We start from the raw sequence: 24,031 nt of genomic DNA, 5'->3' as shown, positions 1-24,031 counted from the left end.
ACGCGCCCTTGTCGTGCTGCGGAGAAGAGCTTGGACAGAGTGTTTATCGAAGGCCTGGAAGTCGACACCGTGATCGGGGCCTACGACTGGGAGCGCGGCATCAAGCAATGCCTGCGCCTGGACCTGAGCTTCGCCTGGGACAATCGCCCTGCCGCTGCGGGTGACGACCTGACCCTGGCGCTCGATTACGCCAGCGTATCCGCGCGTATTCAGGCCTTTGCCGAGCAGTCCCAGTACCAACTGGTAGAAACCTTCGCCGAACGCCTGGCCGAAGTGCTGATGAGCGAGTTCCAGATTCCCTGGTTGCGCCTCAAGCTGACCAAGCCGGGTGCCGTGCCGGCAGCCAAAGGCGTGGGCGTGGAGATCGAGCGCGGATGTCGCTAACTCAGGTTTACCTTGGCCTTGGCAGCAATATCGAGCGTGAGCGCCATCTGCGCGCTGGCCTGGATACGCTGGCGAGCTTCTTGACGGATATGCGCTGCTCGCCCGTGTTCGAAAGCCAGCCGGTGGGGATCAAAAGCGGGCCGTTTTTCAACCTGGTGGTGTCGGCCTATACCGACTTGCCGTTGATGGAGCTGGATCGCCGGTTGAAATTCATCGAGGCCGACAATGGCCGCTACGCGCCGGACCGCAAAGGGCTGCCGCTGGATATCGATGTGCTGCTGTATGGCGAATTGGTCGGGAATTTCGACGGCTTGATCCTGCCGCGCGCAGAAATCCTCAAAAACGCCTTTGTGCTGTGGCCCCTGTCGTTGATGGCGCCGGATCGCGTGCATCCCGAGGTGGGCAAGACATTGGCCGAGCTGTGGCGCGATGCGCAGATCGACCAGGTGCTGGCACCTGTCGCGTTTGAATGGCAAAACCAGCAACTCACCCCGACGAATCTTCTGTAACGCCTGCCTGCCCGGATTCAACGGTGGACGCTGACTCGCAAATCCCCCGTGGCGAGCGGGCTTGCCCCGCGTTGGGCTGCGTAGCAGCCCCAAAACAGGCGCTGAGTTTTACCAGGAAAACCTCGGCGTCTTTACTGGGGCCGCTGCGCAGCCCAACGCGGGGCAAGCCCGCTCGCCACAAAGCTTGCTCGCTACACGTTGTGGTGTTCCTTGTAGGCTTTCAGCGCCTTGAGCCGCTCGCGCTTGAGCGCCTCGCCCAGCTCGGGGCCTTTGAAGCCTTTCTCCAGCAACGGCGCCACCGCTACTTCGCGCGCAACCTTGGCCGCGCCGCGTAAATAATCCGCCTGTGGATAACTTCGTTGCTCAAGGCCTTTGCGCCCGCGTGCATCCATTTCACAGCTCACCACAAATTCCTCAAAGCGCTGCGGCCGGCGATACACGTCAAAACTCTGCAGCAGCTCCAGCAATGTCGAGGCTTTCAGTTCCAGAGCGCGGTGGCCATGGGTGTGATATTGGCCTACCAGCAGCGCCAGCTCCTGGCAGTCCCTTGGCACCTTGAAGCGTTCGTTGACCGCCTTGATCAGCGTCAAGCCTGTTTTTTCATGAGCAATATGCTGCGGCAACTTATCCACAGCCGTCAGGCCCTTGCCCACGTCATGCAGCAGGCAGGCCCAGCGTACGGTGAGGGGTTGTTTGTGCAGGGCGGCCTGTTGCAGCACGCTCAAGGTGTGCAGGCCGGTGTCGATCTCGGGGTGATGGGCCTCCGGCTGCGGCACGCCGAACAGCGCGTCCACTTCCTGCATCAAGGTTTTCAGCGCATGGCAGTCGCGCAGCACCTGGATGAACACCTGAGGTTGATCTTCCATCAAGGCCCGGGAGATTTCCTTCCAGCTTCGCTCGGGCGTCAGGGCTTCCAACTCGCCGGACTCACTGAGTTGGCGCATCAGTCCGAGCGTGTCGGGCGCTACCGTGAAACCCAGGGAGGCATAACGCGCGGCGAAGCGCGCAACACGCAGTACACGCAAGGGATCTTCGGCGAACGCCGGGGAAACATGACGCAGAATGCGCGCCTGCAGGTCGTGCTGGCCGTGGTAAGGATCGGTCAGGTTGCCGTCGCCGTCCTCGGCCATCGCGTTGATGGTCAGGTCGCGACGCATCAGGTCTTCTTCCAGTGTGACCTCGGGGCTGGCATGAAACACAAAGCCACCATAACCCCGGCCACTCTTGCGCTCGGTGCGGGCCAGGGCGTACTCGTCGCCGTTTTTCGGGTCCAGGAACACTGGGAAGTCAGCACCCACCGGCTTGTAGCCCTTGGCGAGCATTTCTTCAGTGGTTGCGCCGACAACAACGCGGTCGATGTCGGTGACCTCGATGCCGAGCAAACGATCACGCACCGCGCCGCCAACTGTGTAGATTTTCATGAAAAAGCCTCCATTAGCGGCACAGGATACCGCCTGTGCCTGACCAATGGAGGCTTTGCTGTTTCAGAGATGAACGACGGCCAAGTCCAGGCGGCCGTAGTCGTTGTCGCTGTGATCACTGCGCGGTGGCACATGGTGAGTCTTCATCACTTGGTCGCCCTGCAGGGTTTCCAGGTGAATATCGAAGCCCCACAACCGATGCAGGTGCTTGAGCACTTCCTCAGTGGATTCGCCCAAGGGTTTGCGGTCGTGCTGCTGGTGACGCAGGGTCAACGAGCGGTCGCCGCGCACATCGATGCTGTAGATCTGCACGTTAGGCTCGCGGTTGCCCAGGTTGTATTGCGCCGCCAATGTCTCGCGGATGGTGCGGTAGCCGGGCTCGTCGTGAATTGCCGGCACCAGCAGGTCGTCCTTGAGGTCGTCATCCATGATGCTGAACAGTTTGAGGTCGCGAATCACCTGGGGTGAAAGGTACTGCAGGATGAAGCTCTCGTCCTTGAAGCTGCTCATGGCGAATTTGATGGTCGACAACCAATCGCTGCCGGCGATTTCCGGGAACCAGCGGCGATCCTCTTCGGTGGGGTGTTCGCACATGCGCCGGATGTCGCGGTACATGGCAAAGCCCAGCGCGTAGGGGTTGATGCCGCTGTAGTACGGGCTGTCGAAGCCGGGTTGGAACACCACGCTGGTATGGGAAGTGAGGAACTCCATCATAAAGCCGTCGGTGACCAGGCCCTCGTCGTACAGGTCATTCATCAAGGTGTAGTGCCAGAACGTCGCCCAGCCTTCGTTCATCACTTGGGTTTGGCGCTGTGGATAAAAATACTGGGCGATCTTGCGCACGATACGTACGATTTCGCGCTGCCATGGCTCCAGCAGTGGCGCGTGTTTTTCCAGGAAATACAGGATGTTTTCCTGAGGTTCGGCGGGGAAGCGTGCATTGTCTTTATCGCTGTTTTTCCCGGTTTTCTTCGGAATGGTGCGCCACAGGTCGTTGATCTGCTTCTGCAGGTGCTCCTCGCGCTCCTTCTGGCGCAGGCGCTCTTCCTCAGCGGAAATCGGGTACGGGCGCTTGTAGCGGTCAACGCCGTAGTTCATCAGCGCATGGCAGGAGTCGAGCAGGTCCTCAACCGCGTCGATGCCGTGGCGTTCCTCGCATTGCATGATGTACTGCTTGGCGAACACCAGGTAATCGATGATCGAACTGGCATCGGTCCAGGTGCGGAACAGGTAGTTGCCCTTGAAAAAGCTGTTGTGCCCGTAGCACGCGTGGGCAACCACCAACGCCTGCATGCAGATGGTGTTTTCTTCCATCAAGTAGGCAATGCACGGGTCGGAGTTGATGACGATCTCGTAGGCCAGGCCCATCTGGCCGCGTGTGTAGGACTTCTCCGTACTCAGGAAGTGTTTGCCGTAGGACCAATGGTGATAACCCAACGGCATGCCGACCGAGGCGTAGGCATCCATCATCTGTTCGGCGGTGATCACTTCGATCTGGTTGGGGTAGGTGTCCAGGGCATAACCTGCCGCAATACGGCTGATTTCCCGGTCATAGGCCTGGATCAGTTCAAAGGTCCACTCGGAGCCGGTGGAAATGGGTTGGCGCTTATGCTCTTTTTTGGCGGTCATGTCACTAACCTGCGCTGGAAGAGTTCACGGAAGACCGGGTAGATATCGCCGGCCGAGACCAGTTGCTGTTGGGCGAACGTGTCGGCAAAGGCTTCACCGATACGCTCATATTCGAACCACAGGGCCTGGTGCTCACGGGGAGTAATTTCGACGTACGTGTAGTACTGCACAAACGGCATGATCTGGTTGATCAGGATATCGCGGCAGATCGGCGAGTCGTCGTTCCAGTTGTCGCCGTCGGACGCCTGAGCTGCGTAGATATTCCATTCATTGGCCGGGTAGCGCTCGGCCATGATCTCCTGCATCAGTTTCAACGCACTGGATACGATGGTGCCGCCGGTTTCCCGCGAGTAGAAAAACTCCTCTTCGTCCACTTCCCGGGCGCTGGTGTGATGGCGGATGAACACCACGTCGATCTTGTCGTAGTTCCGCTTCAGAAACAGATACAGCAGGATGAAAAAGCGCTTGGCGATGTCTTTGGTCGCCTGGGTCATCGAGCCGGACACGTCCATCAGGCAAAACATCACGGCCTTGGAGCTGGGGTTGGGTTGTTTGACCAGCAGGTTGTATTTCAAGTCGAAGGTGTCGAGAAACGGCACGCGGTGAATCCGCGCACTGAGCTTCTCGATTTCGGCCTCGATTGCCTGGATATCGCCGAAGTTGTCTGGCTCTTCGCGTTTTAAGCGCGCCAACTCTTCCTTCGCCTGTTTCAATTTGGCGCGGCTGCTGCCTGACAGCGCGATACGCCGGGCATGGGCCGAGCGTAGCGTGCGGATGATGTTGATCCTGGACGGGTTACCTTCGTTGCTGATGCCGGCGCGAACGGTCTTGAAGGTGTCGGTGCCGGTCAGGTTGCGTTTGACCAGGTTGGGCAGCTCCAGGTCTTCGAACATGAACTCCAGGAATTCCTCCTGGGTGATCTGGAACACAAACTCGTCCATGCCTTCGCCGGAATTGCCCGCTTTACCTGGGCCTTTACCGCCGCCACCGCCTTGGGGGCGCTGGATATGTTCGCCGGTGGTGAACTCCTTGTTGCCCGGGTGCACGACGGTCTGTTTGCCGCCGCGACCGTGGTGCAGCACCGGTTCGTCAATGTCGCGTCCAGGAATACTGATTTGCTCGCCATGCTCCATGTCGGTGATGGAGCGGCGGCTGACGGCCTCTTCAACGGCCTTTTTGATGTGGTCACGGTAACGCCGCAGGAAACGCTGGCGGTTTACCGTGCTCTTGTTCTTGCCATTGAGGCGTCGGTCGATCACATAGCTCATGGGGAGCCCTCCGGGCAGCTTCACGTTACAAGCTTCAAGCCGCGAGCTGGAAGCTTAGAGACAAGCGGTCAGCTGCCAGGCCAAAGGCCCGGCAGTACACGCCTGTCGCTGCCTTACTGTGATTTACGAACCCGCAGGTACCACTCGGAGAGCAGCCGTACCTGTTTGTCGGTGTAGCCACGCTCGACCATTCGAGTGACGAAGTCGTTGTGTTTTTGCTGGTCCTCCTTGCTGGCCTTGGCGTTGAAGCTGATAACCGGCAGCAGATCCTCGGTGTTCGAGAACATTTTCTTCTCGATGACCACCCGCAGCTTCTCGTAGCTGAGCCAGGTTGGGTTCTTGCCGTTGTTGTTGGCGCGGGCGCGCAACACGAAGTTGACGATTTCGTTGCGGAAATCCTTCGGATTGCTGATGCCGGCGGGTTTTTCGATCTTCTCCAGCTCCTCGTTGAGGGCCACACGGTTGAGGATTTCGCCGGTTTCCGGATCGCGGTATTCCTGGTCCTGAATCCAGAAGTCCGCATACAGCACGTAGCGGTCGAAGATGTTCTGGCCGTACTCGCTGTAGGACTCCAGGTAAGCGGTCTGGATTTCCTTGCCGATAAACTCGATGTAGCGCGGCGCCAGGTATTCCTTGAGGAAGCGCAGGTAGCGCTCGCGGGTTTCAGCCTGGAACTGCTCCTGTTCGATCTGCTGTTCCAGCACATACAGCAGGTGCACCGGGTTGGCGGCGATTTCGTGCGGGTCGAAGTTGAAGACCTTGGACAGGATCTTGAACGCGAAACGAGTGGAAAGGCCGTTCATGCCTTCATCCACGCCCGCGGTGTCGCGGTATTCCTGGATCGACTTGGCCTTGGGATCGGTGTCCTTGAGGTTTTCGCCGTCGTACACGCGCATCTTCGAATAGATGTTCGAGTTCTCCGGCTCCTTGAGGCGCGACAGCACGGTGAACTGGGCGAGCATCTTCAAGGTATCGGGCGCGCAATGGGCCTTGGCCAGCGAGCTGTTGAACAACAGCTTGTCGTAGATCTTGATCTCATCGCTGACGCGCAGGCAATAGGGCACCTTGACGATGTAGATCCGGTCGATGAAGGCTTCGTTGTTCTTGTTGTTGCGGAAGGTGTGCCATTCCGATTCGTTGGAGTGGGCCAGCAAGATCCCGGTGAACGGAATCGCGCCCAGGCCTTCGGTACTGTTGTAGTTGCCTTCCTGGGTGGCGGTCAGCAGTGGGTGCAGCACCTTGATCGGCGCTTTGAACATCTCCACGAATTCCATCAGGCCCTGGTTGGCCCGGCACAGCGCGCCCGAGTAGCTGTAGGCGTCGGCGTCGTTCTGCGGGAATTCCTCGAGTTTGCGGATATCGACCTTACCCACCAGCGCCGAGATGTCCTGGTTGTTCTCATCGCCCGGTTCGGTTTTTGCCACGCCGATCTGGTTGAGGATCGACGGGTAGAGTTTCACCACGCGGAACTGGCTGATGTCACCGCCAAACTCGGCCAGGCGCTTGGTGGCCCAGGGCGACATGATGGTGTTGAGGTAGCGCCGTGGAATGCCGAAGTCTTCTTCGAGGATCGCGCCATCTTCCGTGGCGTTGAACAGGCCCAAAGGCGACTCGAACACCGGCGAGCCCTTGATCGCGTAGAAGGGCACCTTCTCGATCAGCTGTTTGAGCTTTTCAGCCAGAGACGATTTACCGCCGCCGACGGGGCCGAGCAGGTAGAGGATTTGTTTCTTCTCTTCCAGGCCTTGGGCGGCGTGGCGGAAGTAGGAGACGATCTGGTCGATGCATTCTTCCATGCCGTGGAAGTCTTCAAAGGCCGGATAGCGGCGGATCACCTTGTTGGAAAATATTCGCGACAGGCGCGAATTATTCGCGGTTTCCACTAACTCAGGCTCACCAATCGCCAATAGCAGACGTTCGGCGGCAGACGCGTAGGTACTGCGGTCCTGTTTGCACAGCTCGAGATACTCTTGCAGCGTGAGTTCTTCCTGCTGTGTGGACGCGAAGCGTTGTTGGAAGTGGCTAAAGATACTCATGACGTCGTCACCTCGCTCGATACGTGGAGCCGACGCCGGGTCAATCAGTCGATGCTGGCAGTCATTGGTGATCAACCAATGGCCGTTTTCCCCCCAAACACCCTGAAACGCTACCGTTGACCCGCACGCCGGTGTACCGGCTCTCCCCTGATTCGGATGGCCTGCGCTTAAGGATAGTTCGGAATCCGGGAGGTCAAGGCGGGATACGTAATTAGTTTGGCTGCGCCGTTCGTCAGAAACGGCGCGAGCCCAAGCGTCACGCGGGGTAGCGGGGTGTGAAAAAAATTATTGCGAATCGCCTGAGGCAATTTCTGCAGGATAGGTCGCACGCCACAGCTCAAAGCCGCCGTCCAGGCTATACACGTCAGAGAAGCCCTGGCTGATCAGGTAGGCGGCCGCGCTCTGGCTGGAGTTGCCGTGGTAACAGGCGACGATCACCGGCGCGTCGAGGTCGGCGGCACGGATGAAGTCGGCAATGTTGGTGTTATCCAAATGCTGCGCACCGCTGATATGCGCGGCGGCATACGTCGGCTGATCGCGGATGTCGACCACCACCGCGCCTTGCTCGCGCAGCGCCTGGGCTTGTTCGGGAGGGATACGTTTGAATTCGCTCATGGCGGGCTCCTATGGCTTGGCGGCCGGCTGTGTCACAGAAAGGGGGGATTCGCACTGGCAGCTCAGGCGCTCGCCGGTGTCGATGTTCATCAGGGTCATGGCGCCGCCCCACACGCAACCGGTGTCGAGGGCGAACACGCCGGGTTCATCACATTTGCCTTCCAGGGCTGCCCAGTGGCCGAAGATGATCTTCGTGTCACGGGTCTTGCGCTCCTTGTGGGCGAACCAGGGTTTGTAGCCGGGCAGGGCGGTGTCGGCGCCTTCCTTGCTCTTGAGGTCCAGCTTGCCTTCGGCGGTGCAGAAGCGCATGCGGGTGAAGTAGTTGGTGATCACGCGCAGGCGGGCCACGCCGGTAAGGTCGTTGTCCCACTTGACCGGCTCATTGCCGTACATGCCGTCGAGAAAGGCGGTGTAAAGGTTGTCATCGGTCAGGGCGCTCTCGACTTCGGCGGCGCACTTGAGGGCTTTTTTCACCGTCCACTGGGGCGGGATGCCCGCATGGACCAAAGCCATGTTGCGGCCTTCGTCGTAATGCATGAGCTTTTGCCGACGCAGCCACTCCAGCAGCTCGGTGCGATCCGGCGCTTCGAGGATCTCGCGCAGCGTGTCGCCCTTTTTCAAACGCTCGATGTTATTGCCGGCCGCCAGCAGGTGCAGGTCGTGGTTGCCCAGTACGCATACCAGCGAATCACGCAGGCTATATAAGTAGCGCAGGGTTTGCAGGGATTCGGGCCCGCGATTGACCAGGTCACCCACCAACCACAGGCGGTCGCTCGCCGGGTTGAACGCAACTCGCTCCAGCAGGCACTTGAGGGGTTCCAGGCAGCCTTGCAGGTCGCCGACCGCGTACGTCGTCATCAGTGCAGGGCTCCCGGCACGGCGAGGCGGAAGGGCGCGATGACAGCGTCGAACAGTTTGCCGTCAGTGGCTTTCATCTGATAAGTGCCCTGCATGGTGCCGACTTTGGAGGTCATCACCGTGCCACTGCTATACGTATGGCTGGCGCCAATGTCGATCAACGGCTGCTGGCCAACCACACCGGCGCCGCGCACTTCCTCGACCTGGCCGTCACCGTCGGTGATCACCCAATGGCGCGACAGCAGCTTGGCCGGCACCTGCCCGTTGTTCTTCACCGTGATGGTGTAGGCAAAGGCGAAACGGTTGTGTTCGGGTTGCGATTGGTCCGCCAGGAAGCGGGTGACGACGCTGACGTCGATCTGGTAGCGAGGATCGGACATGCAAGAGGCCTTAAAAGCAAAAGCGGAGGACAGCAGATGCGGATCAGTCTAGGCCATGAGGAGGGCACTAGGCCAGACATGTGTCGGGCAGCCGGCAAGCGTTATCGGTATAACGCTGAGCAAATGTGGGAGCGGGCTTGCCCGCGAATGCGCAGTGTCAGTCACTGAATGTGTAACTGATGCACCGCCATCGCGGGCAAGCCCGCTCCCACATTTGTATCGAGTTACAGCTTATTCCACGGTCGGCGCGGGCTGGATCGCAAGCTGATCAGCCAGGCGCACAAACGCGGCCAGGTCCAGTTGCTCGGGGCGCAGGCTGCCATCGACGCCGGCGGCTTCGATTTCGGCGTTGCTGAGCAGTGCCTTGAGCGTGTTGCGCAGGGTCTTGCGGCGTTGGTTGAACGCTTCGCGCACGACGCGCTCCAGCAGTTTGTGATCCTTGGCCGGGTGCGGCAGCACGGCGTGAGGTACCAGGCGCACAATGGCCGAGTCGACCTTCGGCGGCGGGTTGAACGCGCCAGGGCCGACGTTGAACAGGTGCTCAACGCGGCAATGGTACTGAACCATGATCGACAGACGGCCCCAATCACCGCCGCCAGGGCCGGCCGCCAAACGCTCAACCACCTCTTTTTGCAGCATGAAGTGCATGTCGCGGATGATCCCTGCGTTGTTCAGCAGGTGAAAAATCAGCGGCGTGGAGATGTTGTACGGCAGGTTGCCCACTACCCGCAGGCTGTTGGGGGCGGCATTAAGGCTGTTGAAGTCGAACTTCAGCGCGTCGCCCTGGTGCAGATTGAAATTGGGTTTGTCAGCAAACTGCTGGTTGAGGATCGGGATCAAGTCCTTGTCCAGTTCCACCACGTCCAGTTGCCCGCCACTGGCCAACAGGCCTTGGGTCAAGGCGCCCTGGCCCGGGCCGATTTCCAGCAGGCGGTCTTCCGGCTTGGCGTGGATGGAGCGCAGGATGCGGTCGATTACGCCAGCGTCGTGCAGGAAGTTTTGCCCGAAGCGCTTGCGCGCCCGGTGTTGGTAATGCTCAGTCATATACGGGTCTCGGCCATCTGATAGGCGGTTTCCAGGGCCACGTGCAGGCTGCCGGTATCGATCTTGCCGCTGCCCGCCAGGTCCAGGGCAGTGCCATGGTCGACGGAGGTACGGATGATCGGCAGGCCCAGTGTCACGTTGACTGCGGCGCCGAAGCCTTTGTATTTCAGCACGGGCAGCCCCTGGTCATGGTACATCGCCAGCACTGCATCGCAGTGCTCCAGATACTTGGGGGTAAACAGAGTGTCTGCAGGCAGCGGGCCACGCAGGTCCATGCCTTCTTGGCGCAGACGCTCTAATGTCGGTTCGATGATGTCGATTTCTTCATGGCCCAAATGGCCGCCTTCACCGGCGTGCGGGTTGAGCCCACAGACCAGGATGCGCGGTTGGGCAATGCCGAATTTCTGTTGCAGGTCGGCGTGCAGGATGCGCGTGACGCGCTCCAGGCGCTCGGCGGTGATCGCATCGGCGATATCACGCAACGGCAAATGCGTCGTCACCAGTGCAACGCGCAGGCCGCGTGTGGCCAGCATCATCACCACTTGAGCGGTATGGGTCAGCTCGGCGAGGAATTCGGTGTGGCCGGAAAAGGCGATACCGGATTCGTTGATCACGCCTTTGTGTACCGGCGCGGTGATCATGCCGGCGAAGTCACCGTCGATGCAGCCTTGACCGGCGCGCGTCAGGGTTTCCAGTACAAAGGCCGCATTGGCCTTGTTCAGTTGCCCGGCAACCACCTTGGCTGCAAGCGGCGTGTCCCAAACGTACAGGCTGCCCGCAGGTGCCGGCAGGTCGGGCCAGTTGCCCGGTGACACGTCCAGCAGATTGACGGTCACACCCAGTTGCGCGGCCCGCTCAAGGAGCAGGTCGCGGCTGGTAATGGCTATCAGGGGGTGTGGCTGAGGGTGCGAGGCGAGCAGCAGGCACAGGTCAGGACCAATGCCGGCCGGCTCGCCGGGTGTTACCGCGAAACGCTGGGGTTTCACTGTGCTGCCTGGTCGGTGCCTGTTTGCTCGGCGCCTGGCAGCTTGTTTTCCACGTAGGCTTCGTCACGGATCTGACGCAACCAGGTTTGCAGCTCTTCATCGTATTTGCGGTTACGCAACACGGTCAGTGCTTGCTGCTCGCGGGCCTGCGTGGTGTTGTCAGTGGCGCGACGGCCAAGGACTTCCAGTACATGCCAGCCATATTGGGTCTTGAACGGCTTGGACAGAACGCCTTGCGGGGTCTTGGCCATCACGTCCTGGAACTCAGGCACGAGCGCTTTCGGGTCGATCCAGTTCAGGTCGCCACCGTTGAGGGCCGAACCCGGGTCTTCCGAGAAGCTCTTGGCCAATGTGGCGAAGTCTTCACCGCCTTCGATGCGGTCATAGATCTTCTGGGCCAGTTCCTTGGTTTGCGCTTCGGTGCGGATTTCGCTTGGTTTGACCAGGATGTGACGAACATGAACTTCGTCTTTCAGCGAGGTCTCGCCGCCGCGCTTGCCGAGCAACTTGAGGATGATAAAGCCGCCTGGCGTACGTGCTGGCTGGGTAATGTCACCCACGTTCATCGCACTCAGCTCACGGTCGAACGGAGGTGGCAGTTGAGCAGCTTTACGCCAGCCCATGTCACCACCGTCCAGAGCGTTGTCACTGCCGGACACGGCAATTGCCGTCTGGGCAAAGTCAGCGCCGGCTTTCAAGCGGTCATAAACAGCCTGGGTTTTTGCGGCTGCAGCATTGAGCTGTTCGGCGTTGGCGCTGTCTGGCGTCGGGATCAGGATGTTGGCCAGGTGCAGTTCTTCGGAGAGCTGCATCTTGCCCAAGTCCGATGCCAGGAAGTTTTTCACTTCCTGCTCGGACACCTGCACCCGCTCGGCCACACGGCGCTGACGCACACGGCTGATGATCATTTCACGGCGGATCTGGTCACGGGCGTCCTCATAGGACAAACCGTCGTGAGCCAGCGCCGCACGGAACTGGTCAACGCTCATGTTGTTGCGTTGAGCGATAGTACCGACCGCCTGGTTCAGCTCTTCGTCCGAAATACGGATGCCGGAACGATCGCCGATCTGCAGTTGCAGGTTTTCGACAATCAGGCGCTCCAGAACCTGCGGGTCCAGCACGCTGGTAGGCGGTACGCCGCCGCCACGCTTGGCGATGGTTTGCTGAACTTCCTTGACCCGTTGGTCGAGTTGGCTCTGCATGATCACGTCGTTATCGACGATGGCCACAACCTTGTCCAGCGGCTGGACCGCAGCGTGTACCGAAGCGGTCCCCAGGAACAGTGCGCCCAGTACTAGCGGGCGCAGACAATCAGAAAGCTTGGTCTTCACGTTCACGATAACCTTCAATGCCTTTGTCGAGGAAGCTCTCTACCTTGGCGCCGGTCAGGCCGCCGAGTCCTTTAAGGACGATCTGGAAGAAGAGCCCGTGGTCACCCTTTTCGTTCAGCGGGGCGATCTGGCTGTATTCGTCGTTGGAAACCCAGTAACGGTTGATGACGCGCAGTTTCCAGCAGCAGTTGTCGTACTCGAAACCACCGAATGCTTCCAGGGTACGGTTGCGTGCATAGTCATACTGCCAGCGGGTGATCAGGTTCCACTGAGGAATGATCGGCCACATCATCGAGAAATCGTGTTGCTGGATTTTGTAGTAATCCTTCACGAAGTTTGGTGAACCTTCGGTGCCGTAGTCGCCACCGAACTGGTATTTGCCAGTCAACTGGTTATAAACCACCTGGTCGTTACGATAGCGGTAACCAACGTTGATAACCTTGTTAGGGTTGTCTTCCGGCTGGTAATGGAACATTGCGCTGCCGGAACGAGGACTGTGGCTTTCGGTATCCCAGTTATAGTCGGCGGTGGCGCGCCAATCGCGGTTGAAGCGGAACTCGTAGTCCAGTGCAATTGGCGAAACATTGGATTGTGCATCTGCGCGCTGGCTTGCCAGGATACCCGGCAGTTGGACTTCACGATCCTTGAAGTACACCGCTTGCCCAATCGCAACACGTTGACGTTCGAAGCCGTTTTCTTCGATCCAGCGGCTGGTTACGCCCAGCGACAGCTTGTTCTCGTCGCCAATCCGGTCGGTACCGCTGAAGCGGTTGTCGCGGAACAGCGAGGCGTAGCTGAACGAGTACTCGCTGGAATCGAATACCGGAATATCGCTCTGGTCCTTGTTTGGCACATAGAGATAGAAGGCTCGCGGTTCCAGGGTCTGGCGATAGTCTTTACCGAACCAGTTGGTGTTGCGGTCGAAGTACAGACCGCTATCAATACTGGCGATTGGAATTGCACGGTCTTGGGAGCTTTTGAATTCTCCACCCGCATAAGGGTCAGCTGCAGTAGCTGCCGCCTGTTGAGCGACGATCTGGTTCTTACCCGTGCTGTCCAAGTCAAGATCGTACTTGGTGTAGACGTACTTGAGCTTCGGCGTAACAAAACCGTAGGTCCAATTCATCGGGTATTCAACAGCCGGCGCAACGTTCAGACGAGTACCGTTTGCACGGGTCAGGCCGGTGACGTAGGTATCCAGACGTGGCGAGACGAAGCCGTTCTCGTCGGTAAAGTTTCCGCTATCGAGGCTGCGTTCGAATCGAACAGCTTCAGTCTCGTAGGTAAAGTTCAGCCCGGCCGGGTGGTACGGCAGAGACCCGTTGAAGGTGATCTGCGGCAACCGGTTATACGGGGTGATCTGAGAGATCGTCGCCAGCTGGTAGGCCTGAAGGTTCAGGCGCGCCTGGAAATCGTCGCCACGATAAGCCACGGAACCCTGCTGGTTGACGTAGTCTCGCGGCTGAACACCTTCTTGGTAGGTCTTCAGATCCTGGAAGAAGTAAGGGTCGCTGATGTTGGTGTAGTCGACCTGCGTCGCTATACGTGAATCCAGACCGCCCTTGTGCTGCCAGTTGACCATGTAACGGTCTTTTTCGTAGTCGCTCTGACCTTTACGCTCATCGCTGTCGTCATTCAGGTACGCGCCGCCGAACTGACCTTCGCTGGACTTGGTGAGGTAGCGGAATTCGCCTTCCACCATCATGCCGCGCTTGGTCATGTACTGCGGATACAACGTGGCATCGTAGTTCGGTGCCAGGTTGAAGTAGTACGGCGTAACCAGAGTAAAGCCGGTTTCGCTGCCGGTGCTGAAGCTCGGCGGCAGGAAGCCGGATTGACGACGGTCGTCGATCGGGAAGTAGATATACGGGGTGTACAGGATCGGAATGTTCTTGACCCGCAACGTCGCGTTGGTCGCCGTACCGAAACCGGTGGCCGGGTTCAACGTGATGTTGTTGCCTTTGAGCTGCCAGGCGTTGCTGTCCGGCTCGCAGGTGGTGTACGTACCGTCCTTGAGACGGATGATCGCGTTCTCGGCACGCTTGGCGTACAGCGCGTTACCGCGGATACGCGACTTGTGCAGCACGTATTCGGCGTTGTCGATCTGGGCGGCGCCGGTGTCGAGCTGGACCTGGGCATGGTCGCCCACGATCAGGGCGCCGTTGTCGCGCAGACGCACGTCGCCGTTCAGCTCGCCACGGTTTTCGGCCTGATACAGGCTGGCTTCCTGAGCCTCCAGCTGCATGCTGCCCTGACGCATGACAACGTCACCGGCCAGGGTCGCGACCTGTTGTTCCTGCTCGTAACGCGAGGCCTTGGCGCCGATGAAGGTCGGCGCATCGCTCTTGTTCGTCTTGTCGTTCATACCAGGACGAACCGGTTCGATGTACGCGCCGGAGCAATAAGGACCGGTTTCAGCCAGTTGGGCTGCGGTCAGCTTCTCGCGAGGCACCCAGTCCAGGTGGCTGTAGTCGGCGCTGCGCGAACGCAGGCCACGGCCCTTGGCTTCGGTGACCAGAGCGGTCTTCGGTTCGGCCTCGGCGCTGCCGCCAGCATTGGCTTGCGCCGTGCTGCCGGCCGAGCTGACGGCTGCGCCGTCATGCACCGGGCGTGGTGGCAACGGGGCTGCGGCGGTTTTCGGCGCGCAATCCCAGGCACCCGAAGCAGAGACTGAGCAGTCATACTGTTCCGCGGCGACCACGAATGAGGTGGCGAAAGGTTGCATGGCCAGCAGACTGCCGGTTACCAGCAACGGAAATTTTCTACGAAACGCGGGGGATTTCAATGCCATCTTATTAGTCCGGGCTTCCTGCGTGCCATCTGCCCGCGGTGTGGGCCGCACGCCTCTCGATGGTCTGAAAAAGATGCGTGATAATAAAGCATGACCCGCTTGACGGCTAGCGCCGTCGGAGACCCTTGTAATGCCCGAGCAAGATCTACGTTTACAACAGCTGAAAGTCTGGCTGGATGAGCAGTTGCCGATCCTTTTCAACGCTCAGGACTGGGGCGCCGTACCCCCGGCCACATTGACCGCGGCCAGCAGCGACGCGAGTTTCAGGCGTTACTTCCGGTGGGAAGGCGGTGGGCAAAGTTTCGTCGTTATGGACGCGCCACCCCCCCAGGAAAACTGCAAACCTTTCGTCGATATCGCTGATTTGCTGGCGAAATCAGGAATAAATGTGCCAAAAATTTATGCAGAAGATTTGCCGCGCGGCTTTCTTTTGCTCAATGACCTGGGCAAAAAAACCTATCTGGACGTGATTGACGAGCAAAACGCCGATCAATTGTTCACCGATGCCATCGACGCGTTGCTGGCTTTTCAGCAATTGCCGATGGACGCGCCGCTGCCCAGCTATGACGTCGCCTTGTTGCGCCGAGAGCTGGAACTGTTTCCGGAATGGTACGTTCGCCGGCACTTGGGTATCGAGTTGGATACCCAGCAACAGGCCTTGTGGCAGCGCGTCAGCGATCATTTGATCGACAGCGCCCTGGCCCAGCCTAAAGTGCTGGTGCATCGCGACTATATGCCGCGCAACCTGATGATCAGCGAACCGAACCCCGGTGTGCTGGATTTCCAGGACGCCGTCTACGGCCCGGTCACCTACGACATCACGTGCCTGTTCAAGGATGCCTTCCTCAGTTGGCCGAAAGCGCGCGTACGCGCGTGGCAGCGGGGCTATTGGGAACGTGCCGGGCAACTGGGCATTCCCGTGCAGGCCGGTTTCGAAGAATTTCAGCGTGCCAGTGACTTGATGGGCGTGCAGCGTCACCTCAAGGTGATCGGTATTTTCGCGCGTATCTGCCATCGCGACGGTAAGCCACGCTACCTGGCGGACGTGCCGCGCTTCTTTGCTTATATAGAAGCGGTGCTGGCAGACCGTCCTGAGCTGGCCGAGTTGGGCGAACTGCTCGCCAGCCTGCGCCAACCTGTCGAGGCGAGCGTATGAAAGCCATGATCCTGGCGGCCGGCAAGGGTGAGCGCATGCGCCCACTGACCTTGCACACGCCCAAACCCCTGGTGCAGGCGGGCGGCAAGCGGCTGATCGAGTATCACCTTGAGGCGCTGGCCAAGGCCGGCTTCAGCGAAATCGTGATCAACCATGCCTGGCTCGGCCAGCAGATCGAAAGCTACCTGGGCGATGGTGCGCAGTTTGGCCTGCGCATCCAGTATTCGGCCGAAGGCGAGCCGCTGGAAACCGGCGGCGGGATTTTCCAGGCATTGCCGTTGCTGGGGGACGAGCCCTTCCTGGTGGTCAATGGCGATATCTGGACCGACTACAACTTCACCCAATTGCGCCGGCCACTACAGGGCCTGGCGCATCTGGTGATGGTGGATAACCCGGCGCATCACCCCACCGGCGGCGATTTCTACCTGGATCAAGGGTTGCTTCATGATGCGGCGCCCGGTGCCGATAACCTGACCTTCAGTGGCATTTCAGTGCTCGACCCTCAATTGTTCGCGGGTTGCAGTGCCGGTGCCTTCAAGCTGGCGCCGCTGCTGCGGGCGGCCATGGTCAAAGGTCTGGTAACGGGGGAACGCATGACGGGACGCTGGATTGATGTCGGCACGCTGGAGCGTCTGGCACAGGTTGAAACCTTGCTGACTGCGGGGCAATAAGATGTTGTGGCCAGGGACACTGATCGGTGCCGGGGCTGGCTTTGCCATTGCCAGTATTCCGGGGGCCTTGTTGGGGGCATTGCTGGGGCAGGCGCTGGATCGCCGTCTTCAACTGCAAAGTTGGGCGCAACTGCGCGAGCGGCTGGGCGGACGCCCGGCGTTGCGCAATGACGAACTGCTGTTCGTGCTGTTGGGGCGCCTGGCCAAGAGCAATGGCCGCGTGGTGGATGGGCATATCCAGCAAGCGCGCCAGGAGATGCGTGCGCTGGACATGACCGAGTCGGCCCAGCGCCGGGCGATCAGCGCGTTCAATCGGGGCAAGTCCGGTTCCGACCGGGTGCGCAATTACCTGCGCGTGCTCAAGGCCCAGCCTCATGCCGCAGAGGGCTTACTGCGCGCCTGTTGGCGCATGGCCTGGGCGGACGGCAAGGCGGATAACGCCGAGCGCGACTTGATCGACCTGTGGGGCAAATGGCTCGGCTGGACGCCGCAACAGTTGCAGGCGCTGGCTGCCGACTACGTGCAGGAGCGCAAGCCGTTGGCCAATCGCGCGGGCGCTTATCAGGACGCGATGCGAATTTTGGGGGTCACGTCCACCAGCGAGCCGAGTGTGATCAAACGCGCCTATCGTCGCCTGCTCAGTCGCCACCACCCGGACAAGATTGCCGGCACTGGCGCCAGCGCCGCACAGGTGCGCGAAGCGACCGAGCGAACCCGTGAGCTGCATAACGCCTATGCGTTGATTCGCGAGCGCCGGGATTTTCGCTAGCCAGCACAAATCCTGAGTTGCCAACTCCCACAGTTGATTGGGTTATCAGATCAAGGTTACTCAGCAGCAGTCTGCGGGCTCAACCACCCGCGGATCCGCCGATACAACTGCTCCTGCTCAGCCGAACTGTTGCCGGGCAAGGTCTTGAGTGACACCTGTTTATAGCCGTCATTCTTCCCGCGCTTGGCGGCCTGGACGCGTGCCAGTGCGTTTTTGCGCGCCTGGGCGTCGTCCTGGTAGAAAACATCCGCCGTCGGCACCTTCAGCGCCGGGGCCAGTTGTTGCAGGTCTGGCTGCCTGGCCGCCGGCGTCTTGCCTGCCACCATCACCAACTTTTGCACCTGGGCCGGTTGTTTCTCGCTCAGGTAACGCGCCGCCCACCAGGCGCCCGTGCCATGGCCAAGCAGTACCACGCTGCGCGCGCTCTGGGTCTGGGCAAAGGCAACGGCGGCATCGATACGGTCGAAAATGCGTTTGGCGTCGGTCTTGTCTTGTTCATCGGCGCCCGGCACTACCGCAGGATCAGTGCCTTCGGCTTCGGCGCTGGCGGCTTGTTCGATGGGTTTGGCCGCGGTGCTGCCGTCTTTGCTGCTGGTATCGACGGCGGCCTTGGGCGATTCCAGGACGCGCGGCGGCAAGGTGTCGACGTTCACGTCCGGCAGTGACAGGCTCAGCGTGCCCCAATTGGCGTCGGGTAATTTGCGCCGCAACGGCGCGATTGCTTGCGGCCAGTCAGCGCTTTCCCCGGCGCCCGGCACGATAATCACCACGCCTTCGGGCTCGGCGCTGTTGGCCGGCTTCCACAGGGCCAGGAATGAATCGCTGCCGGCCTGCAATTGTTGCTGTTCCTGTTGCGGCACCTGACGCTCCAGGGCGCTGGCTTCTTCCTGGCTGCGCTCGGGCAGGGGTTGGCGTTCAACCGGCTTTTCGGCGGCGGGTGCAGGCGCATCGGCGGCATGAACAGAAAAGGCGCTGGTAAATAGCAGCGACAGGCACAATGCTGGCAGTGCCGAACGGTGGATAAAGGGCATCGTTAATTCCCGGCCAGAAGTGATTCCAGCAGCCTAATGGGTTGGTCAGTATTTGTCAGTGATGTGAGACGTGGATCATGGGTTTTCGCTGTCTGCTGGTTATCGGCGGTTTGTGCTTTGCCTTGATGGCGAACGCTGCGCCCGCGCCTGCCATACCGCAGGCGCCGCTCAATGCGCAGCAGCGTGAGTGGCTGGCCCAGCATCCGGAGCTGCGCGTGGGCCTGGTATTGCAGGCGCCGTACGCGCAATACGATCGGCGCCTGCAGCGCTTGTCCGGGGCCAATGTCGAGTTGATGCAGTGGCTGGCCAAAGCCCTGAACATCGAGCTGACCTGGCGCAACTTCCCCAGCCAGGAGCAATTGGACGCTGCGGTGCGCGACGGCGAGGTGGATATCGCCCCTGGCCTTCAGCAAACACCGGCCGGCTTGCGCCTGTGGTTATTCAGCGATCCTTATATGCGCGTGCCCCAGCATATCGTCGGCATCCGCGAAGGCGGCGGCGCGGTGGAGCTGGAAAAACTCGACGAGCGTTCTCGCGTTGCCGTACGCATGCCCAGCACGCTGGCTGATTACCTGCGCAGCAACTATCCCAACCTCAACCTGCAAGGCGTGCCCATGGAGCGCCAGGCCCTGCAATTGCTGGTGAGCCAGCAGGCGCGTTATGCCGTGGTGGATGAGGCGCAATTGAGCCGTTTGTCCGGTGAGGCCGAGTTTGCCGGGCTGACCGTGGTCGGCGATATCGGCCTGCCGCAATTGCTGCGCGTGGCCACCCGCCGCGAATGGCCGGAACTGGCCGGCATCATGCAAAGCGCGTTGCGCGCGATACCGGCCCGCGACCTCGACCAATTGCACAGCCGCTGGCTGCAACCTAAATACCCGCAGCTGACGCAATCGCCGGGCCTGTGGCAAAACCTCAGCCTGCTGTTGGCGATGTTCTTGCTCGCCAGCCTCTCAGTGGTGTTCTGGCAACGCCGTCACCAGCGCGTGCTCGAACACAACCTGCTGGCTGCCCGTGAAGAGAGTGCCGCACGCGCTGCCGGCGCCGAAGCCTTGCGGCTGACGCAGTTCTCCATCGATCAAAGCACCGTTGGCATCCTGTGGGTCAATTGGGACAGCCACGTGCGTTACGCCAACCGCGCCGCCGAAACCATGTTGGGCTATGGGCCGGGCGCGCTGATCGAGCGACCGCTGATCGATTTCGACCCGACCTTGAACATGGACCGCTGGCTCAATGTGTGGAAGCGCGCGCGTGCCAGCGAAGAAGGCCCGCAAACCTTCGCGGCCGATTGCGTGCGCGCCGACGGCAGCATCCTGCCGGCCGACGTGTCGCTGAGTTTCCTGCGCTTTGCTGATGCCGAATACCTGGTGGCCTACCTGAATGACGTCACCGAGCGCCGCCGTTATGTGGCCGCCCTGCTGCAAAGCGAAACACAGCTGCGCGAGCTGTCGGCCCACCTGGAAACCGTGCGCGAAGAAGAAAAGGCGCGCATCGCCCGTGAGGTGCACGACGAACTCGGGCAGATGCTCACGGTACTCAAGCTGGAAACCTCGATGTGCGAGCTGGCCTATGCCCAACTGGACCCAGGCCTGAACGAGCGCTTGAACAGCATGAAGCGCCTGATCGCCCAGCTTTTTCAGCTTGTGCGCGATGTGGCGACCGCGCTGCGCCCGCCGATTCTTGACGCCGGCATCGCCTCGGCCATCGAATGGCAGGCCCGGCGCTTCGAGGCCCGCACCCACATCCCCTGCCTGGTACAAGTCCCGGAAAACCTGCCGGCCCTGAGCGATGCCAAAGCCATCGGCCTGTTCCGCATCCTGCAGGAGGCGCTGACCAATGTGATGCGCCATGCCCAGGCGCATACTGTCGAGCTGACCTTGAGCGTGGAGGGCGCCGACCTGCGGCTGACCATCAGCGATGACGGCGTCGGGTTCGTCGAAACCCAGGGCCGCCCGGTGTCCTTTGGCGTCGTCGGCATGCGCGAGCGCGTATTGATGATGGGTGGGCAACTGAGCCTGCACAGCGAACCGGGGGAGGGCACCACCTTGAGCGTCACGGTGCCGTTGGATGCATAACCACAAGAGGAAGCCCCTGTGATTCGCGTATTGGTAGCCGAAGACCACACCATTGTCCGTGAAGGCATCAAGCAATTGATCGGCCTGGCCAAAGACCTGCTGGTGGTCGGCGAGGCCAGCAACGGCGAGCAATTGCTGGAGACCTTGCGCCATGTCGCGTGCGAGGTGGTATTGCTGGATATCTCGATGCCCGGCGTGAACGGCCTGGAAGCAATTGCGCGCATCCGCGCGCTGCACAATCCGCCGGCGATTCTGGTGCTGTCGATGCACGATGAAGCACAGATGGCCGCCCGCGCCTTGAAGGTCGGCGCGGCCGGGTACGCCACCAAGGACAGCGACCCGGCGCTGCTGCTGACGGCGATTCGCAAGGTTGCGGCAGGCGGGCGTTACATCGACCCGGACCTGGCCGACCGCATGGTCTTTGAGGTCGGCCTTACCGACGCGCGGCCGCTGCATTCGCTGCTGTCGGAGCGTGAGTTCTCGGTGTTCGAGCGCCTGGCCCAGGGCGCCAACGTCAATGACATCGCCCAGCAACTGGCGCTGAGCAGCAAGACCATCAGCACGCACAAGGCGCGGCTGATGCAAAAGCTCAACATCACCTCGCTGGCCGAGCTGGTGAAATACGCCATGGAGCACAAACTTCTGTAAGCAAGGCAAGCGGGCTCCAACATGGGCGCGTGTCTGTTTACGACATGGGCTTTGCCGGCAGGCGCTGATGATTGCCGCTGCACTGTTCTGTGCCCGCCATCCGTGTAGGGCAATCCCTACCCCGAACCTTCCATCCTGCTGATGCAAATCTCTCCTGGCCCCCGATTTCCGGGGCCTCGCGCCTGGACTACGCTTGTGCCACAGCCGTCCAAAACAAAAAGGTGTGGGTATGAGCGAGGTGGATTCAAATGATGTGCTGGTCAGCTTTCGTGGCGTGCAGAAGAGCTACGACGGCGAGAACCTGATCGTCAAAGACCTCAACCTGGAGATTCGCAAGGGCGAGTTCCTCACCCTGCTCGGGCCGTCCGGTTCGGGCAAGACCACCAGCCTGATGATGCTCGCCGGTTTCGAGACGCCCACCGCCGGGGAAATCCTGCTGGCCGGGCGCGCCATCAACCACGTGCCGCCGCACAAGCGCGACATCGGCATGGTGTTCCAGAACTATGCGTTGTTCCCGCACATGACCGTCGCCGAGAACCTGGCGTTCCCGCTGTCGGTGCGTGGCCTGAGCAAGACCGACGTCAGCGAGCGGGTCAAGCGCGTGCTGAGCATGGTCCAGCTCGATGCCTTCGCCCAGCGTTACCCGGCGCAACTCTCCGGCGGCCAGCAACAGCGCGTGGCCTTGGCGCGAGCGCTGGTGTTCGAACCCCAGCTGGTGCTGATGGACGAACCCCTCGGCGCCCTCGACAAGCAACTGCGCGAACACATGCAGATGGAGATCAAGCACCTGCACCAGCGCCTGGGCGTCACCGTGGTGTACGTGACCCACGACCAGGGCGAAGCGCTGACCATGTCCGACCGCGTGGCGGTGTTCCACCAGGGCGAGATCCAGCAGATTGCCGCGCCGCGCACCTTGTACGAAGAACCGAAAAACACCTTCGTGGCCAACTTCATTGGCGAGAACAATCGCCTCAATGGCCGCCTGCACAGCCACACAGGCGAGCGTTGCGTGGTGGAGCTGGCGCGCGGTGAAAAGGTCGAGGCGCTGGCGGTGAATGTCGGCCAGCTCGGCGGTCCGGTGACGTTATCGGTACGCCCGGAGCGCGTCAGCCTCAATGGCTCCAGCGAGTCCTGCGTGAACCGCTTCTCCGGGCGCGTGGCGGAATTTATCTACCTGGGCGACCACGTGCGCGTGCGCCTGGAAGTCTGCGGCAAGACCGATTTTTTTGTGAAACAACCGATTGCCGAGCTGGACCCAGCCCTGGCGGTCGGCGACGTGGTACCGATTGGCTGGCAAGTCGAGCACGTTCGCGCACTCGACCCACTTCTAGAGGCGAATTAATCGCCCCATGGCTTCACCAACCCTGCACGTGGAGAGAACAACAATGTTGAGATCCCTTAAATATTCCGCCCTGGTCATCGGCTTGATGGGCGCGACACAGGCCATGGCAGGCCCGGACCTGACGGTCGTGTCCTTTGGTGGCGCGAACAAGGCGGCCCAGGTCAAAGCCTTTTATGCACCGTGGGAAAGCGCGGGCAACGGCAAGATCGTCGCCGGTGAGTACAACGGTGAAATGGCCAAGGTCAAGGCCATGGTCGACACCAAGAGCGTGTCCTGGGACCTGGTGGAAGTGGAATCGCCGGAACTGTCCCGTGGCTGCGACGAAGACATGTTCGAGCCGCTTGACCCGAAACTGTTCGGCAATGGCGCCGACTACGTGAAGGGCGCGATCCAGCCGTGCGGTGTGGGCTTCTTTGTGTGGTCCACGGTGCTGGCCTACAACGCCGACAAACTGGCCACCGCACCGACCAGTTGGGCGGATTTCTGGGACACCAAGAAATTCCCGGGCAAACGCGGCCTGCGCAAGGGCGCCAAGTACACCCTGGAATTCGCCTTGATGGCCGATGGCGTGGCGCCCAAAGACGTGTACAAAGTGCTGGCCGGTAAAGACGGCCAGGACCGCGCGTTCAAAAAGCTCGACGAGCTCAAGCCGTCGATCCAGTGGTGGGAAGCCGGCGCACAGCCGCCGCAGTACCTCGCCTCGGGTGACGTGGTGATGAGCTCGGCCTACAACGGCCGCATTGCTGCCGTGCAAAAAGAAAGCAACCTGAAAGTGGTGTGGAACGGCGGCATCTACGACTTCGATGCCTGGGCCATTCCCAAGGGCCTGGCCAAGGACCGCGCCGAAGCGGCGAAGAAGTTCATCGCCTTCTCGGTACAGCCGCAGCAGCAGAAGACCTACTCGGAAAACATCGCCTACGGCCCGGCCAACACCCAGGCCGTGCCGTTGCTGGCCAAGGATGTGCTGAAGGATATGCCGACCACGCCGGAAAACATCGCCAACCAGGTGCAGATCGACGTGAGCTTCTGGGCGGATAACGGCGAGCAGCTCGAGCAGCGCTTCAATTCGTGGGCGGCCAAGTAACGGCCT

At 60.6% G+C, this 24,031-nt stretch carries 21 protein-coding genes; 9 read left to right on the top strand and 12 right to left on the bottom strand.

Features of this window, described 5'->3' with window-relative positions:
- Nucleotides 1-30 precede the first annotated feature (30 nt).
- Together folB and folK are read left to right on the top strand one after the other, a co-directional pair.
- Entirely contained in the window at nucleotides 31-384 is a 354-nt protein-coding gene (gene folB / locus FPT15_RS00240; RefSeq protein WP_106575528.1) for a dihydroneopterin aldolase, read from the top strand.
- Nucleotides 375-893 (top strand): 2-amino-4-hydroxy-6-hydroxymethyldihydropteridine diphosphokinase, encoded by a 519-nt coding sequence (gene folK / locus FPT15_RS00235; RefSeq protein ID WP_145157463.1) that lies wholly within the window; start codon nucleotides 375-377, stop codon nucleotides 891-893. Before folB ends, folK begins: the two co-directional genes overlap by 10 nt.
- 191 nt (nucleotides 894-1,084) lie before the next feature.
- Here the strand turns inward: folK and FPT15_RS00230 are convergent, their stop codons facing one another.
- The 11 genes from FPT15_RS00230 to FPT15_RS00180 form a co-directional block, all read right to left on the bottom strand.
- Nucleotides 1,085-2,314, bottom strand: coding sequence for a multifunctional CCA addition/repair protein (locus FPT15_RS00230; RefSeq protein WP_145157462.1), 1,230 nt, complete (start codon nucleotides 2,312-2,314; stop codon nucleotides 1,085-1,087).
- 63 nt (nucleotides 2,315-2,377) lie between these two features.
- Entirely contained in the window at nucleotides 2,378-3,943 is a 1,566-nt protein-coding gene (locus FPT15_RS00225; RefSeq protein ID WP_106575525.1) for a SpoVR family protein, read from the bottom strand.
- Nucleotides 3,940-5,211: a YeaH/YhbH family protein gene (locus FPT15_RS00220; protein ID WP_106575524.1), complete on the bottom strand. Its 1,272-nt coding sequence runs from the start codon at nucleotides 5,209-5,211 to the stop codon at nucleotides 3,940-3,942. Before FPT15_RS00220 ends, FPT15_RS00225 begins: the two co-directional genes overlap by 4 nt.
- 113 nt (nucleotides 5,212-5,324) lie before the next feature.
- The gene (locus FPT15_RS00215; protein WP_003194732.1) at nucleotides 5,325-7,247 is read right to left on the bottom strand and encodes a PrkA family serine protein kinase; all 1,923 of its coding nucleotides are present in this window, start codon (nucleotides 7,245-7,247) and stop codon (nucleotides 5,325-5,327) included.
- Nucleotides 7,248-7,532: 285 nt separating this feature from the next.
- Nucleotides 7,533-7,862 carry a thiosulfate sulfurtransferase GlpE gene (gene glpE, locus FPT15_RS00210; RefSeq protein ID WP_106575523.1) on the bottom strand — a complete coding sequence of 110 codons (330 nt, stop codon included), beginning with the start codon at nucleotides 7,860-7,862 and terminating at the stop codon, nucleotides 7,533-7,535.
- A gap of 9 nt (nucleotides 7,863-7,871) precedes the next feature.
- On the bottom strand, nucleotides 7,872-8,720 hold the full coding sequence (locus tag FPT15_RS00205; protein WP_145157460.1) for a symmetrical bis(5'-nucleosyl)-tetraphosphatase: 849 nt from the start codon (nucleotides 8,718-8,720) through the stop codon (nucleotides 7,872-7,874).
- Nucleotides 8,720-9,100: a Co2+/Mg2+ efflux protein ApaG gene (gene apaG / locus FPT15_RS00200; RefSeq protein WP_106575521.1), complete on the bottom strand. Its 381-nt coding sequence runs from the start codon at nucleotides 9,098-9,100 to the stop codon at nucleotides 8,720-8,722. The genes FPT15_RS00205 and apaG overlap by 1 nt, the downstream gene beginning before the upstream one ends.
- Nucleotides 9,101-9,331: 231 nt before the next feature.
- Nucleotides 9,332-10,144: a 16S rRNA (adenine(1518)-N(6)/adenine(1519)-N(6))-dimethyltransferase RsmA gene (gene rsmA / locus FPT15_RS00195; protein WP_145157458.1), complete on the bottom strand. Its 813-nt coding sequence runs from the start codon at nucleotides 10,142-10,144 to the stop codon at nucleotides 9,332-9,334.
- Nucleotides 10,141-11,130 (bottom strand): 4-hydroxythreonine-4-phosphate dehydrogenase PdxA, encoded by a 990-nt coding sequence (pdxA, locus tag FPT15_RS00190; protein ID WP_145157456.1) that lies wholly within the window; start codon nucleotides 11,128-11,130, stop codon nucleotides 10,141-10,143. Before pdxA ends, rsmA begins: the two co-directional genes overlap by 4 nt.
- Complete coding sequence (locus FPT15_RS00185; RefSeq protein ID WP_145157454.1) at nucleotides 11,127-12,467, bottom strand: peptidylprolyl isomerase; 1,341 nt, start codon at nucleotides 12,465-12,467, stop codon at nucleotides 11,127-11,129. The genes pdxA and FPT15_RS00185 overlap by 4 nt, the downstream gene beginning before the upstream one ends.
- Complete coding sequence (locus FPT15_RS00180; protein ID WP_145157452.1) at nucleotides 12,442-15,252, bottom strand: LPS-assembly protein LptD; 2,811 nt, start codon at nucleotides 15,250-15,252, stop codon at nucleotides 12,442-12,444. The genes FPT15_RS00185 and FPT15_RS00180 overlap by 26 nt, the downstream gene beginning before the upstream one ends.
- A 130-nt stretch (nucleotides 15,253-15,382) precedes the next feature.
- Here FPT15_RS00180 and FPT15_RS00175 point away from each other — a divergent pair, with 130 nt between their 5' ends.
- From FPT15_RS00175 to FPT15_RS00165, 3 genes are read left to right on the top strand one after another with little or no spacing between them, the layout of a single operon-like run.
- Nucleotides 15,383-16,408: an aminoglycoside phosphotransferase family protein gene (locus FPT15_RS00175; RefSeq protein ID WP_145157450.1), complete on the top strand. Its 1,026-nt coding sequence runs from the start codon at nucleotides 15,383-15,385 to the stop codon at nucleotides 16,406-16,408.
- Nucleotides 16,405-17,079 carry an N-acetylmuramate alpha-1-phosphate uridylyltransferase MurU gene (murU, locus tag FPT15_RS00170; protein ID WP_145157448.1) on the top strand — a complete coding sequence of 225 codons (675 nt, stop codon included), beginning with the start codon at nucleotides 16,405-16,407 and terminating at the stop codon, nucleotides 17,077-17,079. Before FPT15_RS00175 ends, murU begins: the two co-directional genes overlap by 4 nt.
- A 1-nt stretch (nucleotide 17,080) precedes the next feature.
- On the top strand, nucleotides 17,081-17,848 hold the full coding sequence (locus FPT15_RS00165) for a TerB family tellurite resistance protein (RefSeq protein WP_145157446.1): 768 nt from the start codon (nucleotides 17,081-17,083) through the stop codon (nucleotides 17,846-17,848).
- Nucleotides 17,849-17,904: 56 nt separating this feature from the next.
- Here the strand turns inward: FPT15_RS00165 and FPT15_RS00160 are convergent, their stop codons facing one another.
- Entirely contained in the window at nucleotides 17,905-18,879 is a 975-nt protein-coding gene (locus FPT15_RS00160) for an alpha/beta hydrolase family protein (protein WP_145157444.1), read from the bottom strand.
- 77 nt (nucleotides 18,880-18,956) lie between these two features.
- Here FPT15_RS00160 and FPT15_RS00155 point away from each other — a divergent pair, with 77 nt between their 5' ends.
- The 4 genes from FPT15_RS00155 (at nucleotide 18,957) to FPT15_RS00140 (ending at nucleotide 24,025) form a co-directional block, all read left to right on the top strand.
- Nucleotides 18,957-20,951, top strand: a complete 1,995-nt coding sequence (locus tag FPT15_RS00155; protein WP_145157442.1) for an ATP-binding protein — start codon at nucleotides 18,957-18,959, stop codon at nucleotides 20,949-20,951.
- A gap of 18 nt (nucleotides 20,952-20,969) precedes the next feature.
- The gene (locus FPT15_RS00150; RefSeq protein ID WP_106575511.1) at nucleotides 20,970-21,599 is read left to right on the top strand and encodes a response regulator transcription factor; all 630 of its coding nucleotides are present in this window, start codon (nucleotides 20,970-20,972) and stop codon (nucleotides 21,597-21,599) included.
- Nucleotides 21,600-21,828: 229 nt separating this feature from the next.
- Nucleotides 21,829-22,941, top strand: a complete 1,113-nt coding sequence (locus tag FPT15_RS00145; RefSeq protein ID WP_145157440.1) for an ABC transporter ATP-binding protein — start codon at nucleotides 21,829-21,831, stop codon at nucleotides 22,939-22,941.
- A gap of 43 nt (nucleotides 22,942-22,984) precedes the next feature.
- Nucleotides 22,985-24,025, top strand: a complete 1,041-nt coding sequence (locus tag FPT15_RS00140) for an ABC transporter substrate-binding protein (RefSeq protein ID WP_145157438.1) — start codon at nucleotides 22,985-22,987, stop codon at nucleotides 24,023-24,025.
- The last annotated feature ends 6 nt before the right edge of the window (nucleotides 24,026-24,031 follow it).

The organism is Pseudomonas sp. RGB (genome assembly GCF_007713445.1).
Classification (GTDB): Bacteria; Pseudomonadota; Gammaproteobacteria; order Pseudomonadales; family Pseudomonadaceae; genus Aquipseudomonas.
This window is presented reverse-complemented; position numbering and strand designations above follow the sequence as displayed.

Excerpts from the sequence above, each read along its gene's own strand:
- folK (WP_145157463.1), top strand. The coding sequence starts at position 375 with ATGTCGCTAACTCAGGTTTACCTTGGCCTTGGCAGCAATATCGAGCGT.
- FPT15_RS00230 (WP_145157462.1), bottom strand. The coding sequence starts at position 2,314 with ATGAAAATCTACACAGTTGGCGGCGCGGTGCGTGATCGTTTGCTCGGC.
- FPT15_RS00225 (WP_106575525.1), bottom strand. The coding sequence starts at position 3,943 with ATGACCGCCAAAAAAGAGCATAAGCGCCAACCCATTTCCACCGGCTCC.
- FPT15_RS00220 (WP_106575524.1), bottom strand. The coding sequence starts at position 5,211 with ATGAGCTATGTGATCGACCGACGCCTCAATGGCAAGAACAAGAGCACG.
- FPT15_RS00215 (WP_003194732.1), bottom strand. The coding sequence starts at position 7,247 with ATGAGTATCTTTAGCCACTTCCAACAACGCTTCGCGTCCACACAGCAG.
- glpE (WP_106575523.1), bottom strand. The coding sequence starts at position 7,862 with ATGAGCGAATTCAAACGTATCCCTCCCGAACAAGCCCAGGCGCTGCGC.
- FPT15_RS00205 (WP_145157460.1), bottom strand. The coding sequence starts at position 8,720 with ATGACGACGTACGCGGTCGGCGACCTGCAAGGCTGCCTGGAACCCCTC.
- apaG (WP_106575521.1), bottom strand. The coding sequence starts at position 9,100 with ATGTCCGATCCTCGCTACCAGATCGACGTCAGCGTCGTCACCCGCTTC.
- rsmA (WP_145157458.1), bottom strand. The coding sequence starts at position 10,144 with ATGACTGAGCATTACCAACACCGGGCGCGCAAGCGCTTCGGGCAAAAC.
- FPT15_RS00180 (WP_145157452.1), bottom strand. The coding sequence starts at position 15,252 with ATGGCATTGAAATCCCCCGCGTTTCGTAGAAAATTTCCGTTGCTGGTA.
- FPT15_RS00175 (WP_145157450.1), top strand. The coding sequence starts at position 15,383 with ATGCCCGAGCAAGATCTACGTTTACAACAGCTGAAAGTCTGGCTGGAT.
- murU (WP_145157448.1), top strand. The coding sequence starts at position 16,405 with ATGAAAGCCATGATCCTGGCGGCCGGCAAGGGTGAGCGCATGCGCCCA.
- FPT15_RS00165 (WP_145157446.1), top strand. The coding sequence starts at position 17,081 with ATGTTGTGGCCAGGGACACTGATCGGTGCCGGGGCTGGCTTTGCCATT.
- FPT15_RS00160 (WP_145157444.1), bottom strand. The coding sequence starts at position 18,879 with ATGCCCTTTATCCACCGTTCGGCACTGCCAGCATTGTGCCTGTCGCTG.
- FPT15_RS00155 (WP_145157442.1), top strand. The coding sequence starts at position 18,957 with ATGGGTTTTCGCTGTCTGCTGGTTATCGGCGGTTTGTGCTTTGCCTTG.
- FPT15_RS00145 (WP_145157440.1), top strand. The coding sequence starts at position 21,829 with ATGAGCGAGGTGGATTCAAATGATGTGCTGGTCAGCTTTCGTGGCGTG.
- FPT15_RS00140 (WP_145157438.1), top strand. The coding sequence starts at position 22,985 with ATGTTGAGATCCCTTAAATATTCCGCCCTGGTCATCGGCTTGATGGGC.